The sequence below is a fragment of the Pantoea sp. GM_Pan_3 genome, assembly GCF_026541045.1.
Lineage (GTDB): Bacteria > Pseudomonadota > Gammaproteobacteria > Enterobacterales > Enterobacteriaceae > Pantoea > Pantoea anthophila.
Genome location: NZ_JALNVA010000004.1, coordinates 69159 through 94150 on the forward strand (window position 1 = coordinate 69159; position 24992 = coordinate 94150).

Below are 24992 nucleotides of genomic sequence, written 5' to 3' on the forward strand. Positions count from 1 at the left end.
GCAGCGATTTAAAATTCCACACGGGCCTGTACCATCAGGTTACGGGTTTCACCTTCACGGACGCGCAGATTGCCGCCGCTTGAACTGTAGTAGTGCTGGTTGAACAGGTTATTCAGATTCAGACGCAGCTGGGTTTTTTCACCAAACAGGCGATTGTTCCACGCCACAAAGGTGTCTGCCACCACATAGTCGGGCAGGGTAAAGCTGTTATCAGGATCGCCTGCACGGGTGCCGACATAGCGGGCACCGCCGCCGAGTCGCAGTGAGCCTGGCAGCCCGCTGACCTGCATCTCATGACTCAGATAGAGCGCACCGGACTGGCGCGGCGCATTCTGCAGCCGGTTGCCGTTGTTGTCCGGATTGACCCGGTCGCTGAAGATCTCCGCCTGGTCATAGCTGTAGCTGGCGCTGAGATCCCAGCCGGGAGAAATCTCGCCGTTCAGCTCAAACTCCGCGCCGGTGGATCGCGCCTTATCGATCGCCCGCGTGCTGCCATTGATGTTCAGCGACATCGCCTTTTCATCAATGCGATAGAGAGCCACGGTCGCCAGGAGTTTCGGCGACAGCTGCCATTTACTGCCGACCTCCCAGCTGGTGCCCTGTTCCGGCTTGCCGACGTTGCCATTGTCATCCACGTCGGTGGAAGGGGTAAACGACTTGCTGACGCTGGTGTAAAACGAGAGGTCGGGCGTCAGTTTGTAGATCACCCCTGCCTGCGGCAGAAATTTATTTCCCTCATCGTTCAGGGTTTCCACCTGCGGATTTACACCGCGTGAGGCCCGCTGTTCGTAGTGCTGATAACGGCCGCCCAGCACCACAATCCAGTCGGATGAGAGCGAAATGCTGTCCTTGAGATAGAGTGAACGGCTGTGAATGCGGTTCAGGTTATTGGCCGCGGTTCTGTTTTCCGTGCTGGCATCGGTCACCGGAGAGAGCATGTCATAGTCGGGACTGAAGTAGCTGAACTGACGGTTGACCCTGCCCTGATACTGATGCGCGCGGTAGGTCTGGTTCATCTCATAATCTGTCCCCGCCACCAGCGCGTGCGACATACCGAGGATTTCTGGATTCCCCAGCAGATCCCAGCTGACATATTTGGTTTTATGGTTAAAACCACGATTAGCATCGGCACGGCGCGTGACCACGCCGCTGCTGGCATTCACCGCCGTCACCCGCACTTCATTATTGTCATAGCGCCGCTGGTTCCAGCCCAGGGTCAGACGGGTTGTCCACTCGTCGTTAAACTGCCAGTCGTAGTGCGCGTTCAGGGTTTTGTTATGTCCCCAGGCGTGATTGGCTTTGTCATCCAGACGATCTTTATAGCCGATATCAATCGGCCGGCCATTGATAAAGGCGGTGCCGCGATCGTAGGGGATATCATAACGGTAGTCGGCATAGCTGATCAGAAAGCTGGCCTGCTCACCGAACCATTGCAGTGAGGGGGCCACCAGCGTGTGCTCCTCACGGCCAAAGTTGCGCCAGTAATCCTGATTCTGTTTCTCGGCAATCAGCCGGAAGGCGAAACCCTTGCCCAGCGGCCCGGTGACGTCCAGCGTGCCTGCTCCGCCGCCTTCGCTGGCGTAGCGCCCGCTGACGCTGGAGTGCCAGTTGTACTGCGGCTTTTTGCTGACCACATTGATGATGCCGCCCGGATTCTGAATGCCGTAGAGCAGGGAGGAGGAGCCTTTCAGCACCTCCACCCGCTCCGTGGTGGCATCGACGTTAAGGCCCTGACTGCTGCGGATCCCATCACGGTAGATCGACCCGTCGGCATTGCTGCCGAAGCCGCGTCGCACAAAGCCATCCTCGGTTCCGGCCAGGGTGTTCGCTTCGCTCACCCCGCTGACAAAACGCATCGCTTCTGCCAGCGAGCTGACCTGATAATCCTCCAGCTGCTGCTGTGTCACCACGCTGACCGACTGCGCTTCATCAAGCCGGGCAGTGGGCATTTTGCTGGCAACGCTGCTCTGGCTGGCGCTGTAATTTCCCTCCGGATTCGCCTCTGCGGTGACGGTGATATCCGGTGCGCTGTCGGTTGCTGCTTCAGCCTGCGGCAGCAGGATGCTGCCGCAGATCGCCACGACCAGAGCAGAGTGCCGGGCCGGATAACGGGAGTCTGAACTGTTTTTCATTTTTCTTTTCGTTTCTGAAGCTGAGGTCAATATCGCCCGGCATGACCTTCTGTCGGTCACACAGGGCTTCCCTGGAGGTCTTCTGCAACATGCAGTGTGTTAAACAGCGAAGCGTTAAGCCGGAAGGGGGAAAGAACCTCTCACCGCCCCGACGAAAATGCTTCTCATCTGTAATTGAGAATCATTCAATCATCAGCCGGTGTAGTAGTAAATATAATTTAATCGTAAAATACTACATTTCGCCTGAGTCAGATTTTCAGCGGAAGGCTAAGCGAAGCTCTGTTTATCTATTTGTAATATCGATAAATTATTTATTTTTAGTCTGAATGATGACGCTTAATCCACAGCGTTATCAGGTGAATATTCAGACACTCCGACTCTTTCACTACATCTTTTTCGCCGATCGGGTCGTGAAAATGAGAGCAGGAGAGAGAGACGAAAAATTAATTTCCCCTCAATCAGGTGAAGCATGAAATCGATCCGGACAGTAAAGAACAGAACCGATGTGCTGGCAGAGCGCCTGCGCGCCAGGGAAAAGCAGCTCTCGCCGCGTCTGCTTGCCGTAGCCCGTTACCTCGATCAACAGCGCGAAACGGTGCTGGAGAGCACGGCGATGGAGATCGCCCTGGCAAATCAGACCTCAGATGCCACCGTCATCCGCGCGATTCAGGCCCTGGGTTTTAGCGGCCTGCGTGACCTGAAAGAGACGCTGAAAGTCTGGTTCGGGCCGGCGCTGACCTCCGAAGATAAGATGGTGACGACCGTCAGTGAGGTGACCAGCGACGTGAGCAGCGCCATCGACTTTGTGCTGTCGGGCCACCGCCACGCCTGTGAGGTGCTCTCTCAGCCGCAGAACCGCGTGACGGTCGCGGATGCGGTCACATTGCTGAGCGAAGCGCGCGCCGTCGCGATTTTTGGCATCAACGCATCGGGCATTCTGGCGGACTATAGCGTGCGGCTGCTTAACCGCATCGGCCTGCCAGCCTTTTCACTGAACCGTTCCGGTGTGGCGCTGGCTGAACAGATGCTGGCGATGCAGCGGGGCGATGTGCTGGTGATGATGGCGCAGCAGTCGGCGCACCGGGAGGGGACAACGGTCGTGCGTGAGGCGAAAAGGCTCGGCATTCCGCTCATCCTGCTGACCAACGCCACCGACTCCTTTTTTGCCCGCGAAGCGGATGTGGTGATCAACGTGCCTCGTGGCGGTGAAAAAGGACGCATTCCGCTGCATGGCACCATCATGGTCTGTCTGGAGATGCTGATCCTGTCGGTGGCTTCTGCGATGCCGCAGCGCACGGTCAAAACCATGAAACGTCTGCAGGATTTCTATCGTGGCCTGAAGCCCGCCACTAAAAAGTAGCCGCGCTGACTCCGCTGTAGCCGGTGCGGCCGCAGACCGCTTTCACGCCAGATTTTTCCCGCTTTGCGAGCCAGGTCTCGCCTTTTTCTCAGCCTCTTTCGCTGGACGACTACGCTTACAGCTAACCGTGCCATCGGGTGCGGTTCGTCCTCCTTTACCCCTGTGCGGAGCTGCTGATGAAACCCCTTCACGCGCAAACCCTTTTCTGCTGTGCGATCCCGAGTCTGCTGTCACCGTTGCCCGCCGCGGCATGGAGCCACCTCACCGTCTTTGGCGACAGCCTGAGCGATGGGGGGAACGTAGGGCGCTTTACCTATGATGGCGCAACCCACCCGCTCTATGACGAGATCGTCGCGCAGTCGCTGGGCGATACCTTACGTCCTTCATCGCAGGGCGGAAACAACTATGCCGAGGGCGGTGCCGTCGCGGTACCGGCGATCAATCCCCTGTTTAATACCCAGGATCAGCTGCAAAGTTATCTGGCATCCCGCGGCGGGCGGGCCGATCCCGATGGCCTCTATATCCACTGGATCGGCGGCAATGACTTAGCGGCGGCGGCGCTCTCCCCCCTGACTGCCCGGCAGCTGGTCGATAACAGCGCCGGTGCGGCGGCCTTACAGGTTGGCCGGTTGCTGGATGCCGGCGCCGGAACGGTGATTGTGCCAACGGTGCCCAACGTGGGGGCCACCCCCGCGCTGTTGCAGGCGATTCTGCAGACGCTCGGACCCGCCGCGCAACCGGCCACGGCGGCGTTGTTTCAGTCGCTGAGCACCCGCACCACGCCAGACCGGGCCGCGCGCGAGCAGGCGATTGAAACGGCCCTGGGTGAGGCGGCGGGGCAGCTTTCTGCGATTCCGCCGATCCGTGAGGCGCTCGCGCAGCAGCTGATCGCTGCCTGGCGGTTGCTGAGTGAGGCCGCCTCGGCGCTGACCGACCGTTACAATCAGGCCGAAGAGGAGGGGCTGCTGGCGGCCCGCGGCAACATCGCCCGGGTAGATATCAATGGCCTGTTTAATGAGGTGATCGATAATCCGGGCCGTTATGGACTCACCAACACCGCCGGCATGGCCTGCCCGCCCGGCGTGTCGTCAATGGACTGCACCACTTCCACGCCGGGATTTTCATCCTCGCAGCAGTATCTGTTTGCCGACCGGCTGCATCCCAGCCCGGCAGTCCATGCGCTGATCGCCGATTACATTCAGTCAGTGCTGAACGCACCGCTGCAGGTGGCGGCGCTGAGCCGTGCCCCCTCAATGCTGGTGGGCGATGCGCAGAATACGCTGGATGGGCATCTGCAGCAGCAGCGTCAGCAGCCCGCAGAGGCGGGCACGTTAACCATTTTTGGCGGTTACGCCGGGCAGCAGCGGGATTTTCGTGGCGACAGTCTGCTGGATGGGGATGCCACCAGCGCCACCGGCACCGTGGGGGTGGGCTATCAGCTGACCGATGCATGGCAGGCCGGTGCGATGCTCTCCACCACCTCGCAGCGCCAGCAGCCCTCGTCGCGCTTCGATTACCGCCTGCGCGGTAATCTGGTGGCGATCTGGAGCCAGCTGAACTACCTCGACCACGGCTGGATAAACGCGGACGCCCACTATGCCGATCTGGATTTCGACGATATTAAACGCCAGGTGAAACTGGGGTCTGCGACCCGCACCGAACAGGGTAACAGTGGCGGGAAAGTGCTGGGGATGCGGGTGCAGACCGGCTGGGATCTTCCCGTTGGCCGTTACGTCACGACCGGGCCGGTGGCGAGCTATGCGCTCGACTACACGCGGGTCGGCGGCTATCAGGAAGAGGGCAACAGCAGCACCTCTATGCGCTTTGACGACCAGAAGCTGCACGCCCAGGTCGGCTCCCTGGGCTGGCGTATCGACAGCAAAGATTTGCCGGTCAATCCCTGGGCGCAGATCAGTTACAACCATCAGTTTGGTGACAGTGATTCCGCGGTAACGGCCGGACTGAAATCGACCCGCACCGCCTTTACCCGCAGCAGTGATGGCAGGGATGACAACTGGATCAACATGGCCGTGGGAGCCAGTGTGCCGCTGGGTGCCGCAGTGAATGCCTTTGCTGGCGTTTCGGCCGTGGCGGGTAACAGTGAGACGCATCAGGTGACGTGGAACGTGGGAGTGAATGCCCGTTTTTAACCGGGCAGATCAACGGCGCTGACGTCCTGGACCTGCCGCCCCGCCAGCGCGGAGCGGCAGGTAACCTGCAGCAGAGCCAGCAAAAAAAGCGGCAGCTAAGCGCGGATCAGCGCTTCCTGCGCCTCCAGCTCACGCACCCGGGGTATGACCTCGCGTCCGAAGAATTCCACTTCTTCATGAAAGTGCAGAAACGCCAGCAGCAGCAGATCCACACCGGCCCGCTTCAGCGCGATAATCCGTTCGGCAATCTGCTGCGGTGTTCCGATCAGGTTGGTTTTAAAGCCATCGTTATACTGCACCAGATCCTCAAACGACGATTTCGCCCAGTTTCCCTCGCCCTCCGGTGATGCGCTGCCCGCATTTCTGACCTCATGCTGAAAGCCTTTGACCGCATCCGGGTTAGCTTTGCGGATGATCTCCTGCAGCACCGCCTGCGCCTCCTGCTCACTGTCACGGGCAATCACAAAACCGTTCAGGCCGATCCGCACCTTGTGCTGGTTGACGCTGGCTTTCGCCCTGATGTCGGCCACCTGCTGACGCACCCCTTCCGGGGTATTGCCGTTGGTGAAGTACCAGTCTGACACCCGGGCGGCCATATCCCGCGCCGCCCGTGAACTGCCGCCCTGAAAAATTTCCGGCAGCGGTGACAGCGGTTTCGGTTTCATGGCGTAGTCGCGAAAGCGATAAAAATCCCCGGCAAAGGTAAAGCTCTCTTCGCGCCAGATGCCGCGCAGGCAGCGGATAAACTCTTCCGAGCGCAGGTAGCGCTCTTCATGATCGAGCCAGGGCTCGCCGATCGCCTTAAATTCGCCCCGGAACCAGCCGCTGACAATGTTCACGGCGATGCGCGGCCCATAGAGATGACTGATGGTGGCGATCTGCTTCGCCGCGAGCACCGGATTCCACGGGCCGGGCAGCAGAGCCGCAATCACTTTCAATCGCGACGTCTGGCTGAGCAGATCCTGAGAAAAGGTGACCGACTCATGCTGATTGTCCGCGCCGTAACCGGCGGTAAAACGGATCTGCGTCAGTGCGTAGTCAAAGCCCGCCTCTTCGGCGATCTGTGCCAGTTTCCGGTTATATCCGGCATCCCAGCGGGTACGCTGCTCTATCTGACTGATCACCAGTCCGCCTGAGACATTCGGCACCCAGTAGGCGAACTGCAGGGGTTGAGTTTCTGACATCGTTGCTCTCCTGATATAGCTGAATCACTGGTAACGTAAATTTATCCAAACTTTCAGATATAAAAGAAATGGCTAAGCAGTAAACATGCCAGTCAGTAAGCCGCTGTTTTAACAACAGTGAATCCGGATTGACGCCGCCGGTGCTGTTGCAGATGCAGCAGGATGAAAACAGCCGGTTTGCCAATGCAACAGCCCTGTTCAGTCACTAGCCGAGCGCGCCACAACGTGGTGTGATAGCGAACCGGGTATTCAGCAAAAGGAGGGCAGTATGATAGTCAGAGAAGCCTCGCCTGAAGAGGCGCATCGTTTATGGGAGATCAGAAATCGGGCGATCCGCCACGGCTGCCAGCATGTCTATCCGCCAGAGGTGCTGACCGCCTGGACGCCAGATCGGATGCCCGCCAGCTTTCCGGTGATGATCCGGGAGAACCCTTTTTTTGTGATTGATGGCCCGGACGGCGAGCCGGTTGCGACCGGATTGCTGGATCTCAGCGCGGCCAGCGTGGAGGCGATTTTTACGCTGCCTGAATTTACCGGACAGGGCCTGGCGGGCCGGATTATCGACAGAATCAAAGCGGAGGCGCTACAGCGTGGCTATCATCGTCTGACGCTGGCTTCGACGCCCAACGCCGCCGGCTTTTATCAGCAGCATGGCTTCCGGGTTCTGGGCGAAAGTCTCTATCCTTCGAAGCTGGCGGGCTGTGCGTTACGCTGTGTGGAGATGGCGATTACGCTCTGACGCTCTGCTGTGCGGGCCGCGCCACAAGTTTCCCGCGCAAAGACTTCGCAAGCTCACGCCGGTAAGGTATAGTCCGCGTTTTTTGGAGGAACCATGCTGACTGACTCATCAACTCGTCTCAATAAATACATCAGCGAGAGCGGTATCTGCTCCCGCCGCGACGCCGATCGATACATCGAGCAGGGCAACGTTTTCATTAACGGCAAACGCGCCACTGTGGGCGCGCAGGTATTTGCAGGCGATGTGGTGAAGGTGAATGGTCAGCTGATCGAGCCGCGTGATGAAGAGGATCTGGTGCTGATCGCGCTGAACAAACCGGTGGGGATTATCACCACGATGGAAGAGGGCGAGCGCGATAACATCAGCGACTTCGTTAATCACAGTAAGCGCGTCTTCCCGATTGGCCGTCTCGACAAAGATTCTCAGGGCCTGATTTTCCTGACCAACCACGGCGATCTGGTCAATAAAATCCTGCGCGCCGGTAACAACCACGAGAAAGAGTATGTGGTGACCGTCGACAAACCGATCACCGATGAGTTTATTGCCGGTATGGGCGCGGGCGTGCCCATGCTCGGCACCGTCACCAAAAAGTGCAAAGTGAAAAAGGAAGCGCCGTTGGTCTTCCGTATCACGCTGGTGCAGGGGCTGAATCGCCAGATCCGCCGTATGTGTAAGCACTTTGGCTATGAAGTGACGAAGCTTGAGCGTACCCGCATCATGAACGTCAATCTCAAAGGTATACCGCTGGGCGAGTGGCGCGATCTGACTGACGACGAACTCATTGAGCTGTTTAAACTGCTGGAAAATTCTTCGTCTGAAGAAAAACCCGCAAAGAAAGCCAAAACGCCTGCTAAACCTGCGGCGGGAAAAAAAGCGCAGAAAGGCCCGGCGAAACCGGCTGAAAAAGCGGATGCCGGTGGTGCCTCACGCAAGCGCTTTACCCAGCCGGGCCGCAAGAAGAAAGGGCGCTGAGGCCTTGCCCTCGCAGAGCGCCACCCCTGCGCGCTCTGCCTCACGTCTCTGATCCGGGCTTCACGGAATGAGGCGGGCCGCTCTGAAGCGACTGAACAGATCGCAAAACATCTGATCCGTCGCGCGATAGTGGTGAAACCCCGCCCGCCGCAGCTTGCTGCCATCACCAAACATGTCGTAATCCCAGCCAAAGACAAAATCCGCGAACGTTCCATCACTCAGGGCCAGAATGTCGGGCTGCACCAGGGCGTTCTCTTCCGCAATCTCCCGCCAGAGCCCACGGTAATCCTGAAAAAGCTGCCGGAAGGAGAGAGCAACTGGCGGCGCGATCGCCAGTTCAAACCAGGCGGCGATGACCGGCCACAGTTCACTCCAGCGCCAGAGATCGCCATTGTTGATATTGAAGGCCTGGTTGGCCGCCGCGGGCGCACGTGCGGCCCAGAGCGTCGCATCGGCAAGCAGTGAGGCGTCGGTAAAGTCGACCATACTGTGCCAGGTTGCCAGCGAACCTGGAAAGCGTAACGGCAGCCGCGCCGCCCGGCAGAGGGAAGCATACAGCGCCAGACTCAGGGCCAGATTCATGCTGTTGCCCGGCCGGTCGCTGCCCACCACGCCGGGTCGCAGGGCGCTCCAGTGCCAGGCTTTACCCTGCTGCTGTGCGCTCAGCCAGGCCAGCTGTGCGGCGTTAAATTCGGCACCCGGCACACCGGGGTCGCTCTCCCGCGCCGGCGTTTTGAACCGGCCGAGATGCGCGCCGTAGACTTTGTATCCCTGCATCAGGCTGACATGCTCAAGCGGCGCGATAGCCTCAATGACCCGCACCAGATTCTGCAGCATCACCAGATTAGGCTCCACCATCGCCTGCCAGTCAGCGGCGCTGAGCCAGGCACTGTAGAAGAGATGCGTGACGTCAGTCAGCGAAGCGAGCTGCTGCGCACTCTGCTCTGGATCCCGCAAATCGACCCGCAAGGTTTCAATCCCGCTCCCGGCAGCGGCAGCGCGGTGGGTCAGCGCCCTGACCTGCCAGTGATTGTCAGCCAGCGCCTGGCAGAGTTGCTGCCCGACAATCCCGCTGGCGCCTGCCACTAATGCCACCCTGTTTTTCTGCGTCATGCTCACCTCCACTCTCTTATTGAGTAACGGAACGCATTCTCACCTGCCAAAGATTCTGATTAAATCCCACCAGCCGGATAACACTTATCAGGAAAATCATTGAATGCAGAACAAACTTAACGCCATTCAGACCTTCATCCGGGTCGCGGAAGCGGGCTCCTTCTCGGCGGCGGCACGGCAGAACGGCATGAAACAATCGGCCGTGAGTCAGCAGATTGCAGCGCTTGAGGAGGCGCTGGGCGTTGTGCTGCTGCACCGCACTACCCGCAGGATGGCGCTGACGGAGCAGGGGCAGCGTTATCTGCAGCAGGTCAGACACCTGCTCAATGCGATGGATGAGCTGGAGCAGCAACTGCGGCCCGACTCGCAACCGCTGAGCGGGAGGGTGCACATCCAGTTACCGAGCGGCATCGGGCAGCGGTTGATGCCGTCTCTGATTGCGTTCCAGCAGGCGCATCCGGCCCTGCAGTTAACCCTTGCGCTGGAAGATCGTCTGTCAGACCTGATTGCGGAGGGCGTTGACCTGGCGATTCGCCTGAGTGAGTCGCCACCCACCACGCTGGCGGCCCGGGTACTGGCCACCGTTGAAACCGTGCTGGTGGCGTCCCCTGACTGGATCGCCCGTCACGGTACTCTCCTGACACCGGCTGAGCTGGCGCATCATCCCCATGTCCGTTTCAGCGGCGTTTCCCCGGACGCCCCGCTACAGTTGCTCTCGGCAACAGAGAGGATCTCTGTTCCGGTGAAGAGCGTGTTTCGCGCCAATAACAGCGATGCCCTGCGGCAGGCTCTGGAGGCCGGGCTGGGGATTGGCGGATTACAGACCCTGATTGGCGCGGAGGCGCTGGCATCCGGCAGGCTGGTACGGCTGTTACCGGACTGGCGGCTTCCCGACCGCTATCTCTACGCCATTTTCCCTGATGCCCGTTTTATTCCTCACCGGGTACGCGCGCTGGTGGCGCGGTTGAGTGAAACACTCAAAACCCTCGCGCAGTTGTGATCTCATAAGCCGGACATCGCGCGTCATCAGGACGCGCCTCTCAGCTGCCTGCTCTGTGCGGTGAAAGATCCTGAACCTCCCCGGTCGTTCCGCCGGACCCCATCCGCCACGGCCATTAAGCGGTCACATTCAGAACAGCGACACTTTTCACTCTGATCAGAGCGTGGCAGGATAAGCGCAAACTATCATGGAGTGAGCCTGATGTTACTGAAAGGTATGAACGATCCGCTGCTGAAAGCGTATCAGCATCCGAAGTCACGGATGATGATCAACCGTTTCAGGGGACTGGCGGGCGATCGACGCATCAGTGACTGGCAGGCGTTCACTATTCTGGTGACAGGCTTTACCAACTACTGGTTTGTGCAGGCCGGTCACTACTCAATTAATGTCACCCTGACCAAAACCCGCCAGTTCGATTTTCTGCAGGACTTTCTGCATTTTACCGTGACGCTGGATGGCCTGATTGCAGATGAACATTTTCGCAGCCCGGACTTTGTACTGCCCCATTACGACGTGCCCTACGAATTCTGCCGCTGGCGCAACAAACGCGGCTACGACGCCTTAACCACCTATGTCAGTAAACAGGGCGTGAAATCCCACAAGGGGATCTTTACCGTCTCGGAAGGCCTCTCCCCGGAGGAGCAGGTGATGAAATGGGAAGGGGTGGTAAACGTCTACGACAAAACCTTTTTCAGCGTGACGAACTTCAACACCACGCAGGAATTTCTGATCAAAGATATCAGCCGATCGATTCAGGAAGGTCTGCTGAAACACCTGAGTTTTTACCGCGACCTGTTTCACTACATCTTCCCCACACCCGCTGAGGCGCGATTGCAGGCGCGGGATGACAGGCGCTATCTGGCTAAAAAATAGCGCTCTGGCGCACCCCGCGTTGTGCCGCAAAGTCAGCCGTTTCTCTGCGGGTTTACCACTTCATCTCGCCGGTGTTCACTTTCGCGCTGAGCTCCAGCGAACCCGGCTCGGCCAGTCCTGGCCAGGCGGCCGTCATGGCGTCAATCACCTCTGCTGAGGTTTTGTGCTGCGACAGCGCCTGCTCAAAGGACTTCAGGTAGTTGAGGGTAAAATCCACGGCCTGCGACCCGGCAGGGCGCGCACCCAGATAGTGACCCGGGATGACGTTCTGCGGATGCAGCGTCTGCATCTCTGTCAGGATATGACGCCACGCCGCACGGCTTTCAGGGGTCTGGGTGTCTGCTGTCCAGACATGAATGCCGGAAGAGAGGGCCGTCCCACCCAGAATGGTGCTGGCGGAGGGGATCCAGACGTAAGCGGCATACTGATCCGGATGACGCAGCTCCAGCACTTCACCGTCTACGCTAAACCGTGTCTCATGCGTCACCTCTGGCACGGTCAGCGCGTCAGGCGCGCCCTGTTTCATCTGCGGACCCCAGTACTTCAGCTTCGCCTCATGCGTCTCCTGAATATGTTTCACCACAGCGGGTGAGGCCACCACCTTCACATCCGGCCAGGCTTTAACAATCGGTTCAAGGCCAAAATAGAAGTCGGGATCGCCGGAGGTTATCACGATTTCTTTCAGTTTTTTGCCGCTCTGTTTAATCATCGCCACCAGCTTCTCACCATCCTGCGTGCTGAACTGCGCGTCAAACAGAATGGCTTCGGTGGGGCCGGAGACCAGCGTAGATGAAACGGCAAACAGGCCCTTTTCCTGCGGATTATAGGTTTCAAGTTTCAGGGTCGTGGCGCTGGCAGAGGCTGAAGCCAGCATCATAATTAAAGCGTGAGCGGCAATTTTCATGTTTATCCTCAGAGGGTAATCACCGCACAGGGCGGCGCAAATGATCATGTTTTGTGTCAGTGGCGCTATTTTACGCATTCTGACATCTGTTAGAATTCCCGAAATCAGACATGCTGAGTTTCATAATCCGAACAGGTAAAACAGATGGACAGAGTGACTGCGGCGGCCGTTTTTAACCGGATCTGTGAGCTGGGAAGCCTGAGTGCGGCATCACGCGCACTGGGGATCTCCCGTCCCATGGTGAGCCGTTATCTGGAAGAGATGGAGAGCTGGGCCGGAACGCGTCTGCTGCATCGCTCGTCACGTCGTCTGACGATCACTCCTGCAGGCGAGGCGATTCTGGAAAAGACCCGCCAGCTGGCACGCCTTTCGGAGGAGATCCGCCAGGAGACCCCGCAGGGAATACCCGCCGGGACATTGCGCATCGCCTGCGCGCACTTCACGGCTGTCCACCTTGTCGGTCCGGTGATCCCCGACTTTCTGGCGCGCTATCCGGCCCTGCGCATCGAGCTGGAGATCAATAATCAGCCTGTCAGCCTGATTGGTGAACGGATCGATCTCGCCATCCGCATTACTGATACGCCGGAGCCGGGCACTATCGCCCGCCGCCTGGGTGACTGCTGCTCTGTCCTCTGCGCCTCACCGGCCTATCTGCAGCAGCACGGGATGCCGCAAACGCCTGACGATCTGGCGCACCATAACTGCCTCTGTTACAGCCATTTCGCCGGACAGAGCTGGCACTTTACCTCCCCGCAGGGAGAGAAAATGGCGGTGGCGGTAAAAGGAAATTTCAGCGCCGGGATCTCCTCTCTGCTGTGCGATGCGGCCAGTGCAGATTGTGGAATTGCGATGGTGCCCGAGCAGGAGGCGCGTCACGCTCTGGAAAGCGGAAAACTGGTCACCTTACTGCCCGATTATGAGCCGGGACGCATTGGCATCTGGGGACTTTACCTGTCGCGGGAACATCAGCCTGCAGCACTGCGGCTGATACTCGATGAACTGCAGCGCAACCTTTTGAGTCCTGCCTGAGCCAGCCTCACAACCGATAACAGGGAAGAAGAAATGAGTGACAATCAACCCCTTTACTGGAATCGTATGGTGCCAGAACTCACCGTAACCGATTTTGCCGCTTCACTGCATTTTTACACGACGTTACTGGGATTCAGCGTGAGAATACAGCGGCAGCAGCCGGACTTCGCCTACCTGTGCTATGGCGAGGTGCAACTGATGATTGAGCAGTTTCATCCTCAGGGCTGGAACACGGCAGAGCTTCACAGGCCGCTGGGACGGGGCATCAATTTTCAGATTGAAGTGGATGATATCCAGGTCGTACTGGCTCGGGTGCAAAAGCAGGGTATTCCGCTCTATCGCCCGCTGCGGGATACGGTATATGACACCGGCGGGACAACCGCCTGTCAGCGCGAGTTTCTTCTGCAGGATCCGGATGGTTATCTGCTGCGGTTCAGCCAGTATCTGGAATGAGTTGAAAACATTTTGGGTGAATTCTGCCGGGCAGCGCGGATATCTCTCATTCCGGAACGCCTGAGTGATATTTATTTTGAACAGGCAGTCAGAATAAAAATCAGCATGCCCATTTCTGTCACTGCAGAAAGTGCCTCAGCTTATTTAAGCTCTCCTCCTGGACGTCTTTGCGTTTAAATCCTGTTCTTCTGTGTTGATGTTATTTATACCGTTAACGCAAAAAATTCTTTTTTTACTATCGATGTTAAAAAATCCAGGGCGATGAAAAGTCCGGCTGGTGAAGATTTACATTTAATTCTCTTTTCAGTGCTTAATCTTTTGCGATCTGCGCCGATAACTCCTGACACACATTCAGGAGGATGCAGGATGAAATCATTTTTACTCGCTGGCTTTACCACGCTCTTAATGACAATCGCCGGGGCAGCAAGTGCTGGTTCGGATTCAGGCACGATTACCTTTCGCGGCATGGTGACGAATGATTCATGTGATATGAACACCGGAAAGAATCAGGTCGTGTTCAGTTGTTATGATTCTGGCAGGGGAAAGACTACGCTGACGACGGCTGATCTCAGAAATCTCCACGCCCTTGACAGGTTACCTGCAGAAGTGAAAATGCACTGGTTAAACGCCGAAAAAACCAGAGGGATTCTGTCCCTCACTTATCTTTAATTTTTTCTGCCATTCTGACGAAAATTGATTGCGCCCGGGGCGAAACAGGAATAAAAGTAATGTTACCAAACCCACAGCGAAAAAGTGGGTATCAGAGAAAACCTTATATCGCCAGACCCTTTTTGTCAGCACCAGGGAACCAGATGCAAAAAAAAGCCCACCTTATAAAAGGTGGGCTTTTTCACTGTTAATGCGCTTCAGTTAATTATGACGGGTCAGAGGAGCGCTGCACAAAATAGCGCGTGCTTTTCTGTTCTGCCTTTTTACGGCGCAGCAGCAGGCTGGTCGCAATAATAACCAGCGTTAAACCGCCCGTCGCCACTAATTCTGTCTGGTGTTTAGGATCAAACAGCATGATCACCAGCACCGTGACGATAAACAGAATCGTGACCCAGGTCAGACCGGGAAACAGCCACATGCGGTAAGTCAGGACTTCACCCGCCTGCTCGCGTTTTTTGCGCAGCACCAGATGGGATGCGGCAATCACCAGGTAGACCAGCAGCGCAATGGCACCCGAGGTGGCGAGTAAAAATTCGAAGACCGCGCTGGGTGCCAGGTAGTTGGCGATCACCGCCAGAAACGCCGCCGCAGTCGAGAGCAGCACCGCAACCCAGGGTGTGCCGCTGCGATTGGTGCGTGAGGCCGCAGCGGGCGCATCCTTGCGGCGTGACAGCGAGTAAAGCATACGCGAGGAGGTGTAGAGCGCCGAATTCAGACAGCTGCACACCGCCATCAGCACCACCAGATCGACGATCAGCCGGGCATGAGGAATGCTCATCGCCTGCAGAGCGGTCTGCCAGGAACCCTGTTCAACCAAGCCTGGCGTATTCCACGGAACCAGCGCCACCACGAAGAAAATCGACAGCAGGTAGAACAGCGCGATACGCCAGATCACCGAGTTAGTCGCTTTCGTAATCTGCCGGCCGGGATTTTTCGACTCTGCGGCGGCAATAGTGACAATCTCGGTGCCCATAAAAGAGAACATCGTGGTCAGGATAGCCGCCACCACCGCGCCGAGGCCATTTGGCATGAAGCCGTTGGTGTCATAAAGATGCGACAGGCCGCTGGTGTGACTGTCAGGCAGCAGGCCAAACACGGCGGCACCTGCGACGGCCAGGAACAGGATGATCGCCACGACCTTGATCAGGGCAAACCAGAATTCAAACTCACCGTAGTTTTTCACGCTCAGCAGGTTGGTAATGGTCAGTAAGAGTGTGATGGCGAAGGTGAACTGCCAGATGGCCACATCGGGGAACCAGGCGTGCAGGATCGTGCCTGCCGCATTGGCTTCCAGCGGGATCACCAGCACCCAGAACCACCAGTAGAGCCAGCCGATGGTAAACCCGGCCCAGCGTCCCAGCGCTTTCTCCGCATAGGTGGAGAATGACCCGGAATCGGGTGAGGCCACCGCCATCTCCGCCAGCATCCGCATGATCAGCACGACCAGCAACCCGGCGGCCGCATAGGAGATCAGCACGGCGGGGCCCGCTTCAGAAATAGCATGGCCGGAGCCAACAAACAGCCCGGCGCCAATTACGCCGGCAATCGAGAGCATGCGCACGTGGCGCGGTTTCAGGTTCTGAGCCAGCGAATCTTCATTCGCACTCTGAGTCATCGTCATGTCAACGTCTCCGGGGGACGCCCGGCCATGCTGACCGGACGAACAGGAAAGGGGCTTGCGATTAACGAGCCAGTGAAATCATGCCGGGACGACAGGGTGTCCGGCAGGGGCAACACAGCGATCGATCACCGTGGAGAGAAGGGTCAGCGCCTGGCTGAACTGTGCATCCGGAATGGTAAGCGGGTAGAGGAAGCGGATAACGTTGCCTTTCGCGCCGCAGGTCAGCAGCAGCAGGCCCTGTTCCATCGCCATCTTCTGAACGGCCTGCGCGGTGCTGGCCTGATAGAACTCCATCGCCACCATCGAACCCAGCGCCCGCACTTCGGCGATATCAGGGTGTTTGCGCTGCTGCGCCTCCAGTTCAGCGACAAGCCGGCCACCGAGATCCACGGCGCGCTGACAGAGCTGCTCCTCCTCGATCACATCCAGCACCGCGTGAGCCGCCGCGATAGCTAACGGATTTCCGGCATAGGTACCGCCCAGGCCGCCAGGGGCAGGCGCGTCCATCACCTCAGCGCGACCGGCCACGGCGGAGAGGGGCATCCCGCCCGCCAGGCTTTTCGCCATGGTGATGATGTCGGCTTTCACCGGATAGTGTTCCATGGCAAACAGCCTGCCGGTGCGGGCAAATCCGCTCTGTACTTCATCCGCAATCAGCAGGATGCCGTGACGGTCAGCCAGTTCACGCAGCTGCACCATAAACTCTGCCGGTGCCGCATGGAATCCACCTTCACCCTGCACCGGTTCCAGTACGATTGCCGCAACATCATGGGGCGCAATGTCCTGTGTGAAAATCTCATCCAGGCTGGTCAGTGCCGCTTCAACGCTGATCCCCTGCACCGCGCTGGGGTAGCGGGCGTGGAAAACGGAAGGGGGCATCGGGCCGAAATCGCGCTTGTAGGGGGCGACTTTGCCGGTCATGGCCATGGTCATAAAGGTGCGGCCATGAAACGCGTTGCCAAAGGTGATGATGCCGTGACGACGGGTATAGGCACGCGCCACTTTAACCGCGTTTTCTACCGCTTCGGCACCGGTGGTAAAGAAGGCGGTTTTCGCTGCACCGGCAACCGGCACCCGCTGATTGATGCGTTCAGCCAGTGCGATATAGCTTTCGTAAGGGGTGATCTGGAACGCCGTATGGGTAAACTTTGTTAACTGTTCGGCCACCGCCTGCTCGATGCGTGGATGGCGATGACCGGTGTTCAGCACGGCGATGCCGCCTGCGAAGTCGATCCAGCTGTTACCAGCCTGATCCCATAAGGTGGCGTTTTCTGCCCGGGCAACGTACCAGTCGCACAGCGTACCGATGCCCTTAGGCAGAGCCTGTGCTTTACGTTCCTGCATCAGGTTATTTTTTTCGCTCATTTGATCCACCTCATTGATATGCGTGTTTACAATTCCCGACAAACACGTTTATTTATGCCTGAGGCGTGGTGAGTTGCCAGAGCCAATTATCAGAGGAAGGATGGAGCCAATTGCGACTCTTGTACGCCGATCATCTATTAGCACGGTTACAGTTTATGAAAACCGGTTCCCTGCATCAGCGACTGCTCAACTGTATGCAGGCCGCGATCACGGAAGCGGTCTTTCCGCGCGGCAGTCGTTTGCCGCCCACCCGCGATCTGGCGCGTGAACTCGGCGTGTCGCGAAACACGGTCATGCATGTCTATGAAAGTCTGATGGCGCAGGGCTATGTGACCGCGCGCACCGGCAGCGGCACGTGGATTGCCGAGACGCTGCCGGAGAGTTCGCTGCAGAGTGATGCGATTGCCGACCTGGCCGCCGTGAAGGCGCAGCGACCGGCCACCCTGTCGAAGCGCGGTGCCACACTACTGGGGCACGCCACGGCATCCCCTTATCAGTGGGGAGCGTTCGTGCCTGGCGCGCCCGACGTGACCGAATTTCCCCATAAGCTGTTCAGTCAGATTCAGGCGCGCCTGAACCGGGAGCCTGACGTCCATCGGCTGGTTTACAGCAGCGGCGGCGGCTGCCCCGATCTGCGTCATGCGCTGGTCGATTATCTGCGGGTGGCGCGTTCCGTGCAGGCCGATGCGGATCAGATTCTGATCACCGAGGGCGTTCATCAGGCGGTCGATCTGGTCACGCGGGTATTGTGTGACCCAGGCGATCGGGTCTGGATGGAAGAGCCGGGCTACTGGGGAACCCGCAATCTGCTGCGGATGAATGGCCTGAAAATCCGGGCCATGCCGGTGGATGAGCAGGGCCTGGTGCCCGACAGCGGGCCGCCACCCAAAATGGTGTTTGTCACACCTTCCCATCAGTACCCGCTGGGGGTGCATCTGAGCCTGGCACGTCGTCAGGCGTTGCTCACACTGGCGCGCCGTCATCAGAGCTGGATTGTCGAAGATGACTACGACAGCGAATTTCGTTTCTCCGGACAGCCGCATCCCTCGCTGCAGGGGCTGGAAGCCGATGCGCCGGTGATTTACATGGGCACGTTCAGTAAAACGCTCTATCCCGCCCTGCGCATTGGCTATCTGGTGGTGCCAAAACCGCTGGCTCAGCCGATGCGCATCGCAGCAGCGGAACTCTATCGCGGCGGACATCTGCTGATTCAGCGGGCGCTGGCGGAGTTTATCCGGCTGGGTCATTACATGGAGCATATCCGGCGGATGCGGCTGCTTTATCGACAGCGGCGGCAGTTTCTCTGTCGGCTGATCGAGCGCTATCTGGGGCCCGCCTTCTTACCGGCTTTTAACCATGAAGCCGGTCTGCATCTGGTGATGCCGCTGCCGGCAGGCAGTGATGATGTCGCCATTGCCGCCGAGGCGCTGAAGCGCGGCGTCAAGGTGCGGCCACTTTCACAATATTATATGCATCCTCAGGAGACGCGAGGTCTGCTGCTGGGGTATGCCTGCGTCAATGAACGGCAGTGTCAGGACGCCTTTGGCACCCTCAAAGCCTGTCTGGCGGCGGCCGGTATTGTGTTCAGTCCCCAGCGCTAACGCATTGACATTTAATCAGAGTCACCGAGAATACTCCTCTTTGCGTCACGACCAGATAAAACTGGAGTTTATCATCGCACTGAATCTTATTCCTGCCGCAGCCAGCGTGGCGTTAAGGCGCGGGGCCGCACTGGCTGCGGCACTGTTGCTCGTCAGCTGCGCCTCTGAGCCGCCGCGATCGCTGGTGACGCCTTTTCCATCGGTCACGAAACAGCCGTTACCGCCAGCCAGCCAGCCGGTGCAGCCTCAGGCCCGACAACCGATGCGCGGCGTCTGGTTAGCTACCGTGTCCCGTCTTGACTGGCCTCCCGTCGCATCGGTAAATGGTGCCAGCCCGGCAGAGCGCATCCGGATGCAGCAGCAGTCGCTTATCGACAAGCTGGATAAACTGAAAAGTCTGGGAGTTAACACGGTTTTTTTCCAGGTGAAGCCCGATGCCACGGCGCTCTGGTCCTCTAAAATTCTGCCCTGGTCCGATATGCTGACCGGCAGAATCGGCGAAGATCCCGGTTACGATCCGCTGCAGTTTATGCTGGATGAGGCGCATAAACGCGGTATGAAAGTCCACGCGTGGTTCAACCCCTATCGGGTTTCGGTCAACATCAAACCCTCTACCGCCAGTGAGCTGAACCGCACGCTCTCTCTTCATCCGGCCAGCGTGTTTGTGCTGCACCGTGACTGGATTCGTACCGCGGGCGACCGCTACGTGCTCGATCCCGGCATCCCGGACGCACGCGACTGGATCACCAGTATTGTGGCCGAGGTGGTGGCGCACTATCCGATCGACGGTGTGCAGTTCGATGACTATTTCTATGCGGAATCGGCAGGCTCCCTTCTCAACGACAGTCAGACCTTCAGCCGTTACGGGCAGGGCTTCGCCAGCAAAGCGGACTGGCGGCGTCACAATACGCAACAACTTATTGAGCAGGTCTCCCGTACCATTAAACAGCTGAAGCCGGAGGTGGAATTTGGTGTCAGCCCGGCGGGTGTCTGGCGCAACCTGTCGCACGATCCGGCGGGTTCAGATACCCGAGGCGCAGCGGCCTACGATGAAGCCTATGCGGATACCCGTCGCTGGGTTCAGCAGGGTCTGCTGGATTATATCGCGCCTCAGCTCTACTGGCCGTTCTCCCGTCAGGCTGCCCGTTATGACGTGCTGGCAAAGTGGTGGGCAGAGGTGGTGAAGCCGACCAGAACCCGGCTTTACATCGGTCTGGCGCTCTACAAGGTGGGCGAGCCTTCGCGGATTGAGCCTGACTGGACGCTGCAGGGCGGAGTGCCGGAACTGAGAAAGCAGCTCGACCTCAATGAGTCCTGGCCCCATATCGACGGCACCATTCTTTTCAGAGAGAACTATCTCAATCAGCCGCAGACTCAGCAGGCGGTGAGTTATCTGAAAAGTCGCTGGGGCGGCTGACATCGACACGGCAGCATAGTTATGGCTTCTGCGCTCAACGCATACCTGACGAAACGAATGTTGGTGAAGCTGGCGTGATGCATGCTCGCGGTTGCTGCCTTCTCCCTGCGACAGGTGTAACGGTAACGGACTCTCCATTTCGTTACACCTGTTCACAGGACGGCAGTAATGCAACAGCAGCAGATAACCGGATTGGAAATACTCCGACGTGACAAAAATCCGGGGGTGACGTAACTGTGTTATCTATTAATTTCAGAAGTTGATTGGTGAAGTCAGTCAGGAGCACTTATGATCTCGCGTAGTTATTCCACTCATCACGATATACGATATTGCCATCCGTATATTTCCATGTGATTGCCTCATAGCGTAATTCCAGCGTTTCGAGATGCGTACTGCTCACCCCGCCAGGGGCAAGGTAGGGTGCAACTGTCGTAAATTTGACATTTTCCAGAATGATATTGAAATATTCGGCTTCGATTCCGGATTCCAGAATGCGATACATTCGGATAGTGCCTTTCTTCATTGTCCGGCCTTCACAGACTGCTCTGTAGAGTAGCGGGGTTGTTTGATCAAATTCTTTGACTATCGTTACAGGGCTATGGACCCGCGTTCCCGTGAGCTTTCCCCAGCTGGGATCGACAGGTATGGTTACACCGTGAGAGAACGATTTTAATTCGATGGAGCCCAACCGCAGTGGCATCTGACAGCTGCCTGTGACGGGAGAACCGTTTTCATCTTCAAGCCATAAATGGGCGGGTATAGACATAATTTTTTCAATTCCTTATGAGGTTAAAAAACTAATGGCACTTCACCACTTCACATAGCGACTAAATATATATATCACTATCAGTGCAAATATTGGCACAAACCAGAGTGGGGCTGAAGGAAATAGTATTATCTGGAATAAGGCATAGGCAATTATTATAGCCTGCGGGGCATATAACCCTATCAGTGAAGTGAAAATCCGCTTCAGAAGTCGTTTAATAATATTAAGCAGCATCATCTTATCATCCTGGTGATGATGTTTGCTATATTTTCATCTGACGCTACGTGCTGAAATACCTCAGCACGTTTAAATAGGGGGTCTATTAAAAAATACATCATTTCAAGCTCATGAGTGTATAAAGCCTGAAAATAAGCGGGGGATTTAATATGTAAGCTTTGAGCACTATCAGCGGCTTTTTGCACTATGCCATAAAAACCCGTTGCCATTACAATGCCCCCTCCCATACGTCCTGCAAGAGCTGCTATGTTTTGATGAATATTTAAACCTAATGAAACTGCAGTTGCCGTCGCTGATGCAAACCCTAAATTAGTCAATGAACTTGCTGCGATATGAATATTTGTTGCCATAAGCAAATGCTTAATATGTTGTAGTTGCTCAGATGTTTTATAGCGCAATATCTCATTAAAATAGATATTAAGCATTTCATAAATAATATCTTCATGTCGCAATAGGTGGTAAATACCTTTCGCAAAGCGAATATCTTCGGTCTTTTGCTGCAGGCAAATATCTTTATATTCATCGGTAAAGCAGGAGGTGTAATAGAGCAAGCGTCTGGCACCAGCGCCTGTCATCTCAATCTGATTTAATACGGCTTCCTTAACGCCTGAAACAGCGTGATCGAGTTGATTAGCTAAAATGTTATTTTGTTGTAAATATCTTATCACCTGATAGCTGTATGGCATTGCTCATTCCCTCGAACCATTCATCCCTGATTTATGTCTCACATTATCTGGCCGTTCTTTTTATGTAAATATGGTTAACGCTTCAGTAATGCGCTTGATCAATATAACCTGAAAGATGTCCCGTAATTGTGTGATCGGTTTATTCACATAGCGCTTAAATAGGTTACCTTCGGTTCTTTTTGATGAATTGTCGGAATATGAAAAAGGGATTTCAGGAAAGAGCGATTAACGCCGCAGGTATGATAAAGGCCTCTGCTACCTGTCTGCTTTTTAGCCGCGGTCAAACGGTGAAGCAGGCATTAATCGCCTGAAGGGTAATGGCTCAATCCGGGCGGCGCGTTTCAGCAGATAGCATTGCATTGTCAGTTGCACACAGCGCTTTAAAGATGTCCGGTAACGGGACTGACTTTATAGCGCACCGGCGGTGAGTGATTCGGTGACTTTAACCCCGGCGTTTTAAACGTATACACAGACGCAGACGTGTTTAGAAACGGTTACAAAAGGGTGCTCAAAAACCCTCGAATTACCAAGCGTGCGAATACGTTACTGTTATAGTTGCTTTTTAAATGGGAGGAACTATGAGCGATCTGATTGATATTTTCACAAGTCACAAAAGTGAACGCAGTTTCACTGAGCAACCCGTTGATGAGGCTGTACTGGATCGGATTATCAGTACCGCTTACCGTGCGCCAACATCGGTCAACTCGCAGCAGGTTTCTGTCGTCATCACCCGTGACGCAGGCCGTCGCGCGGAGATCGCCGCGATTGCGGGTGGTCAGCCGTGGATTGCTAAAGCACCGGTGTTCATCACCTTTGTACTTGATATGCATAAATCTGCCGTAGCGATGTCTGCGGTCGATCAGCAGCAAATCGCGCATCAGAGCATCGAAAGCATCGTCTCTGGCTCAACCGATATCGGTATTGCGCTGGGCTCTGTGATGGCTGCCGCGCGCGCAGAAGGATTAGGCATTGTGCCAATTGGCGGGATCCGCCGCGATCCACAAGCGATGATTTCATTGCTGGATCTGCCGCCGCTGACGTTCCCTGTGGCAGGTGTGGTCATTGGTCATGTTGATGAACCCGCTCATCAGAAACCCCGTCTGCCGCTGGCGACCTTCCGCCATGATGAGACCTATAAAACCCAGGGGCTGGAGCAGCAGATTGCCGCTTATAACGATGAGATGGTACAGCACTGGAAAAACATCGGCCGCGACGATGGCGAAAGCTGGAGTGCAAGCGTCGGTGGTTATTACAAAAACATCTACTTCCCGGCTGTGCTGCCTGCACTGCTGAAGCAGGGTTTCGGCACCGATAAATAAGCCGCGCATTTAACGCGAAACACGTCAGGGCCACCCGTATCCAGATACGGGTGGCCTTTTTCATTTTGTTACTATAACGAAATGTGACTTTCCTCGTTGTAACACATAATTTCCTTTTTAACCGAAGCGCAATTGCCTTTAACACTTACCTTCCAGGGAAATAACATGTCACAGCGTTCTCTCTACGCGCTCTGTTTAATGAGCTTTTTTCTGGCCGATGTTCGCGATGGGCTGGGGCCATTTCTGGGCATCTTTCTGACGGAGCGACACTGGCGTCCCGACGAAATCGGTCTGGTCATGACCTGCGGCGGCATCGCCGGGTTACTGGCCACGCTGCCTGCCGGGATCGCGGCCGACGCCACCCGACACAAGAAAATGATTGTGCTGCTGGGTTGTCTGGTGATCACGGTCGCCACGCTGTTGCTCTGGTACAGCAATCAGACCTGGACCGCCATGGTCTCACAAATCGTGGCGGGAATAGCGGCGGCCTTTATCGGCCCGACCGTGGCGGGCATCACCCTGGGACTGACCGGCCAGCGCGGCTTTAACCATCAGATGGGTCGCAATGAGGCCTTTAACCACGGCGGGAATACCATCGCCGCACTGCTGGCGGGGTTTTCAGCCTGGTACTGGGGAATGGGCGCGGTCTTTATTCTGATGACGGTGATGGCGCTCTTCGCTGCTGTTGCCACGATAGCGATTCGCGGTGATGAGATCGATAACGACGTTGCCCGCGGTTACGAACAGAATGAAGAGCGTGAACCCGCGCCGCGCTTATCGATGTTGATACGCAAACCGGCTCTTCTCGTGGCCGGTGTGACGCTGCTGCTGTTTCATCTTGCCAATGCCGCACTGCTGCCGATGCTGAGCATGCGCGTCGCCTCGGCAGGCGGGCAGGCGGCGGTCAGCCCTGGCCTCTTTGCTGCGGCAACGGTGGTGATCTCGCAGCTGGTGATGATTCCGGTGGCGCTATGGGTCTCTAAACGGGTCGAAACGCACGGCTACCGACTCTTTATTATGATCGCCCTGATGATCTTACCGCTGCGCGCGGTAATTGCGGCGGGCTTTGCCGCTCCCCTCTTTGTTATACCGGTTCAGGTACTGGATGGGGTGGCAGCCGGGATCCTGGGGGTGGCGGTGCCGGGTTATATCGTCTCTCTGCTGCGTGGCTCCGGCCATGTTAACGCCGGGCAAAGCGTGATTATGCTGATGCAGGGAGCGGGCGCTGCGTTAAGTCCGGCCATGACGGGCATGATCGCCGCGCGTTACTCCTACAGCACCGCCTTTGCTGTTCTGGGCGTGATCGCCCTGGCGGCACTGATTTTATGGTGGCGCACCGGCAGCGCACCAGCCGCACGCCTCGCCTGACCGACACAAAAAAGGCTGCCCGTTGGGCAGCCTC

Annotated in this window: 21 protein-coding genes; 13 read left to right on the top strand and 8 right to left on the bottom strand. The window is 56.9% G+C overall.

From position 1 onward, the window contains the following. Positions 1-8 precede the first annotated feature (8 nt). Complete coding sequence (locus OXR04_RS13020; protein ID WP_267370686.1) at positions 9-2132, bottom strand: TonB-dependent siderophore receptor; 2124 nt, start codon at positions 2130-2132, stop codon at positions 9-11. A gap of 469 nt (positions 2133-2601) precedes the next feature. Here OXR04_RS13020 and OXR04_RS13025 point away from each other — a divergent pair, with 469 nt between their 5' ends. Further along, complete coding sequence (locus tag OXR04_RS13025) at positions 2602-3492, top strand: MurR/RpiR family transcriptional regulator (protein WP_267370688.1); 891 nt, start codon at positions 2602-2604, stop codon at positions 3490-3492. Positions 3493-3668: 176 nt separating this feature from the next. After that, entirely contained in the window at positions 3669-5642 is a 1974-nt protein-coding gene (locus tag OXR04_RS13030; RefSeq protein ID WP_267370691.1) for an autotransporter domain-containing protein, read from the top strand. A gap of 95 nt (positions 5643-5737) precedes the next feature. Here OXR04_RS13030 and sfnG read toward each other — a convergent pair whose 3' ends face one another. Further along, positions 5738-6826, bottom strand: a complete 1089-nt coding sequence (gene sfnG, locus OXR04_RS13035; protein ID WP_154928881.1) for a dimethylsulfone monooxygenase SfnG — start codon at positions 6824-6826, stop codon at positions 5738-5740. A gap of 268 nt (positions 6827-7094) precedes the next feature. On the opposite strand from sfnG, the gene OXR04_RS13040 reads away from it, so the two are divergent. Both OXR04_RS13040 and rluF read left to right on the top strand, forming a co-directional pair. Beyond that, positions 7095-7565, top strand: coding sequence for a GNAT family N-acetyltransferase (locus tag OXR04_RS13040; protein WP_267370693.1), 471 nt, complete (start codon positions 7095-7097; stop codon positions 7563-7565). 93 nt (positions 7566-7658) lie between these two features. Next, the gene (rluF, locus tag OXR04_RS13045; RefSeq protein WP_267370695.1) at positions 7659-8537 is read left to right on the top strand and encodes a 23S rRNA pseudouridine(2604) synthase RluF; all 879 of its coding nucleotides are present in this window, start codon (positions 7659-7661) and stop codon (positions 8535-8537) included. Positions 8538-8597: 60 nt separating this feature from the next. Here the strand turns inward: rluF and OXR04_RS13050 are convergent, their stop codons facing one another. Further along, positions 8598-9656 (bottom strand): SDR family oxidoreductase, encoded by a 1059-nt coding sequence (locus OXR04_RS13050; protein WP_267370697.1) that lies wholly within the window; start codon positions 9654-9656, stop codon positions 8598-8600. 97 nt (positions 9657-9753) lie between these two features. Here OXR04_RS13050 and OXR04_RS13055 point away from each other — a divergent pair, with 97 nt between their 5' ends. Together OXR04_RS13055 and OXR04_RS13060 are read left to right on the top strand one after the other, a co-directional pair. After that, positions 9754-10650 (top strand): LysR family transcriptional regulator, encoded by an 897-nt coding sequence (locus tag OXR04_RS13055; protein WP_267370700.1) that lies wholly within the window; start codon positions 9754-9756, stop codon positions 10648-10650. A 201-nt stretch (positions 10651-10851) separates the two neighbouring features. Next, complete coding sequence (locus tag OXR04_RS13060; RefSeq protein ID WP_267370702.1) at positions 10852-11523, top strand: hypothetical protein; 672 nt, start codon at positions 10852-10854, stop codon at positions 11521-11523. Positions 11524-11575: 52 nt separating this feature from the next. Here the strand turns inward: OXR04_RS13060 and OXR04_RS13065 are convergent, their stop codons facing one another. Then, the gene (locus tag OXR04_RS13065; protein ID WP_111207268.1) at positions 11576-12427 is read right to left on the bottom strand and encodes a Vmh family MBL fold metallo-hydrolase; all 852 of its coding nucleotides are present in this window, start codon (positions 12425-12427) and stop codon (positions 11576-11578) included. 144 nt (positions 12428-12571) lie between these two features. Here OXR04_RS13065 and OXR04_RS13070 point away from each other — a divergent pair, with 144 nt between their 5' ends. The 3 genes from OXR04_RS13070 (at position 12572) to OXR04_RS13080 (ending at position 14578) form a co-directional block, all read left to right on the top strand. Continuing rightward, on the top strand, positions 12572-13456 hold the full coding sequence (locus tag OXR04_RS13070) for a LysR family transcriptional regulator (RefSeq protein WP_267370706.1): 885 nt from the start codon (positions 12572-12574) through the stop codon (positions 13454-13456). A 33-nt stretch (positions 13457-13489) separates the two neighbouring features. Then, a complete protein-coding gene (locus tag OXR04_RS13075) occupies positions 13490-13909 on the top strand; it encodes a VOC family protein (RefSeq protein ID WP_140923155.1) in 420 nt (139 codons plus the stop codon). 366 nt (positions 13910-14275) lie between these two features. Beyond that, positions 14276-14578: a type 1 fimbrial protein gene (locus OXR04_RS13080; RefSeq protein WP_009092822.1), complete on the top strand. Its 303-nt coding sequence runs from the start codon at positions 14276-14278 to the stop codon at positions 14576-14578. A gap of 205 nt (positions 14579-14783) precedes the next feature. Here OXR04_RS13080 and gabP read toward each other — a convergent pair whose 3' ends face one another. Both gabP and gabT read right to left on the bottom strand, forming a co-directional pair. After that, on the bottom strand, positions 14784-16199 hold the full coding sequence (gene gabP / locus OXR04_RS13085) for a GABA permease (RefSeq protein WP_009092823.1): 1416 nt from the start codon (positions 16197-16199) through the stop codon (positions 14784-14786). A gap of 78 nt (positions 16200-16277) precedes the next feature. Beyond that, complete coding sequence (gene gabT / locus OXR04_RS13090) at positions 16278-17564, bottom strand: 4-aminobutyrate--2-oxoglutarate transaminase (protein WP_046102773.1); 1287 nt, start codon at positions 17562-17564, stop codon at positions 16278-16280. 110 nt (positions 17565-17674) lie between these two features. Between gabT and OXR04_RS13095 the strand changes: the two genes are divergently transcribed. Further along, entirely contained in the window at positions 17675-19165 is a 1491-nt protein-coding gene (locus OXR04_RS13095) for a PLP-dependent aminotransferase family protein (protein WP_181161937.1), read from the top strand. Between the two features lie 40 nt (positions 19166-19205). Beyond that, positions 19206-20582 (top strand): glycoside hydrolase family 10 protein, encoded by a 1377-nt coding sequence (locus OXR04_RS13100; RefSeq protein WP_267370714.1) that lies wholly within the window; start codon positions 19206-19208, stop codon positions 20580-20582. A gap of 286 nt (positions 20583-20868) precedes the next feature. Here the strand turns inward: OXR04_RS13100 and OXR04_RS13105 are convergent, their stop codons facing one another. Both OXR04_RS13105 and OXR04_RS13110 read right to left on the bottom strand, forming a co-directional pair. Then, on the bottom strand, positions 20869-21348 hold the full coding sequence (locus tag OXR04_RS13105) for a type VI secretion system tube protein Hcp (RefSeq protein WP_267370716.1): 480 nt from the start codon (positions 21346-21348) through the stop codon (positions 20869-20871). Positions 21349-21581: 233 nt separating this feature from the next. Continuing rightward, on the bottom strand, positions 21582-22271 hold the full coding sequence (locus OXR04_RS13110) for a hypothetical protein (protein ID WP_267370719.1): 690 nt from the start codon (positions 22269-22271) through the stop codon (positions 21582-21584). Between the two features lie 578 nt (positions 22272-22849). On the opposite strand from OXR04_RS13110, the gene OXR04_RS13115 reads away from it, so the two are divergent. Then, complete coding sequence (locus tag OXR04_RS13115) at positions 22850-23590, top strand: nitroreductase family protein (protein ID WP_140029340.1); 741 nt, start codon at positions 22850-22852, stop codon at positions 23588-23590. A 165-nt stretch (positions 23591-23755) separates the two neighbouring features. Then, entirely contained in the window at positions 23756-24958 is a 1203-nt protein-coding gene (locus OXR04_RS13120; RefSeq protein WP_009092830.1) for an MFS transporter, read from the top strand. Positions 24959-24992 lie beyond the last annotated feature (34 nt).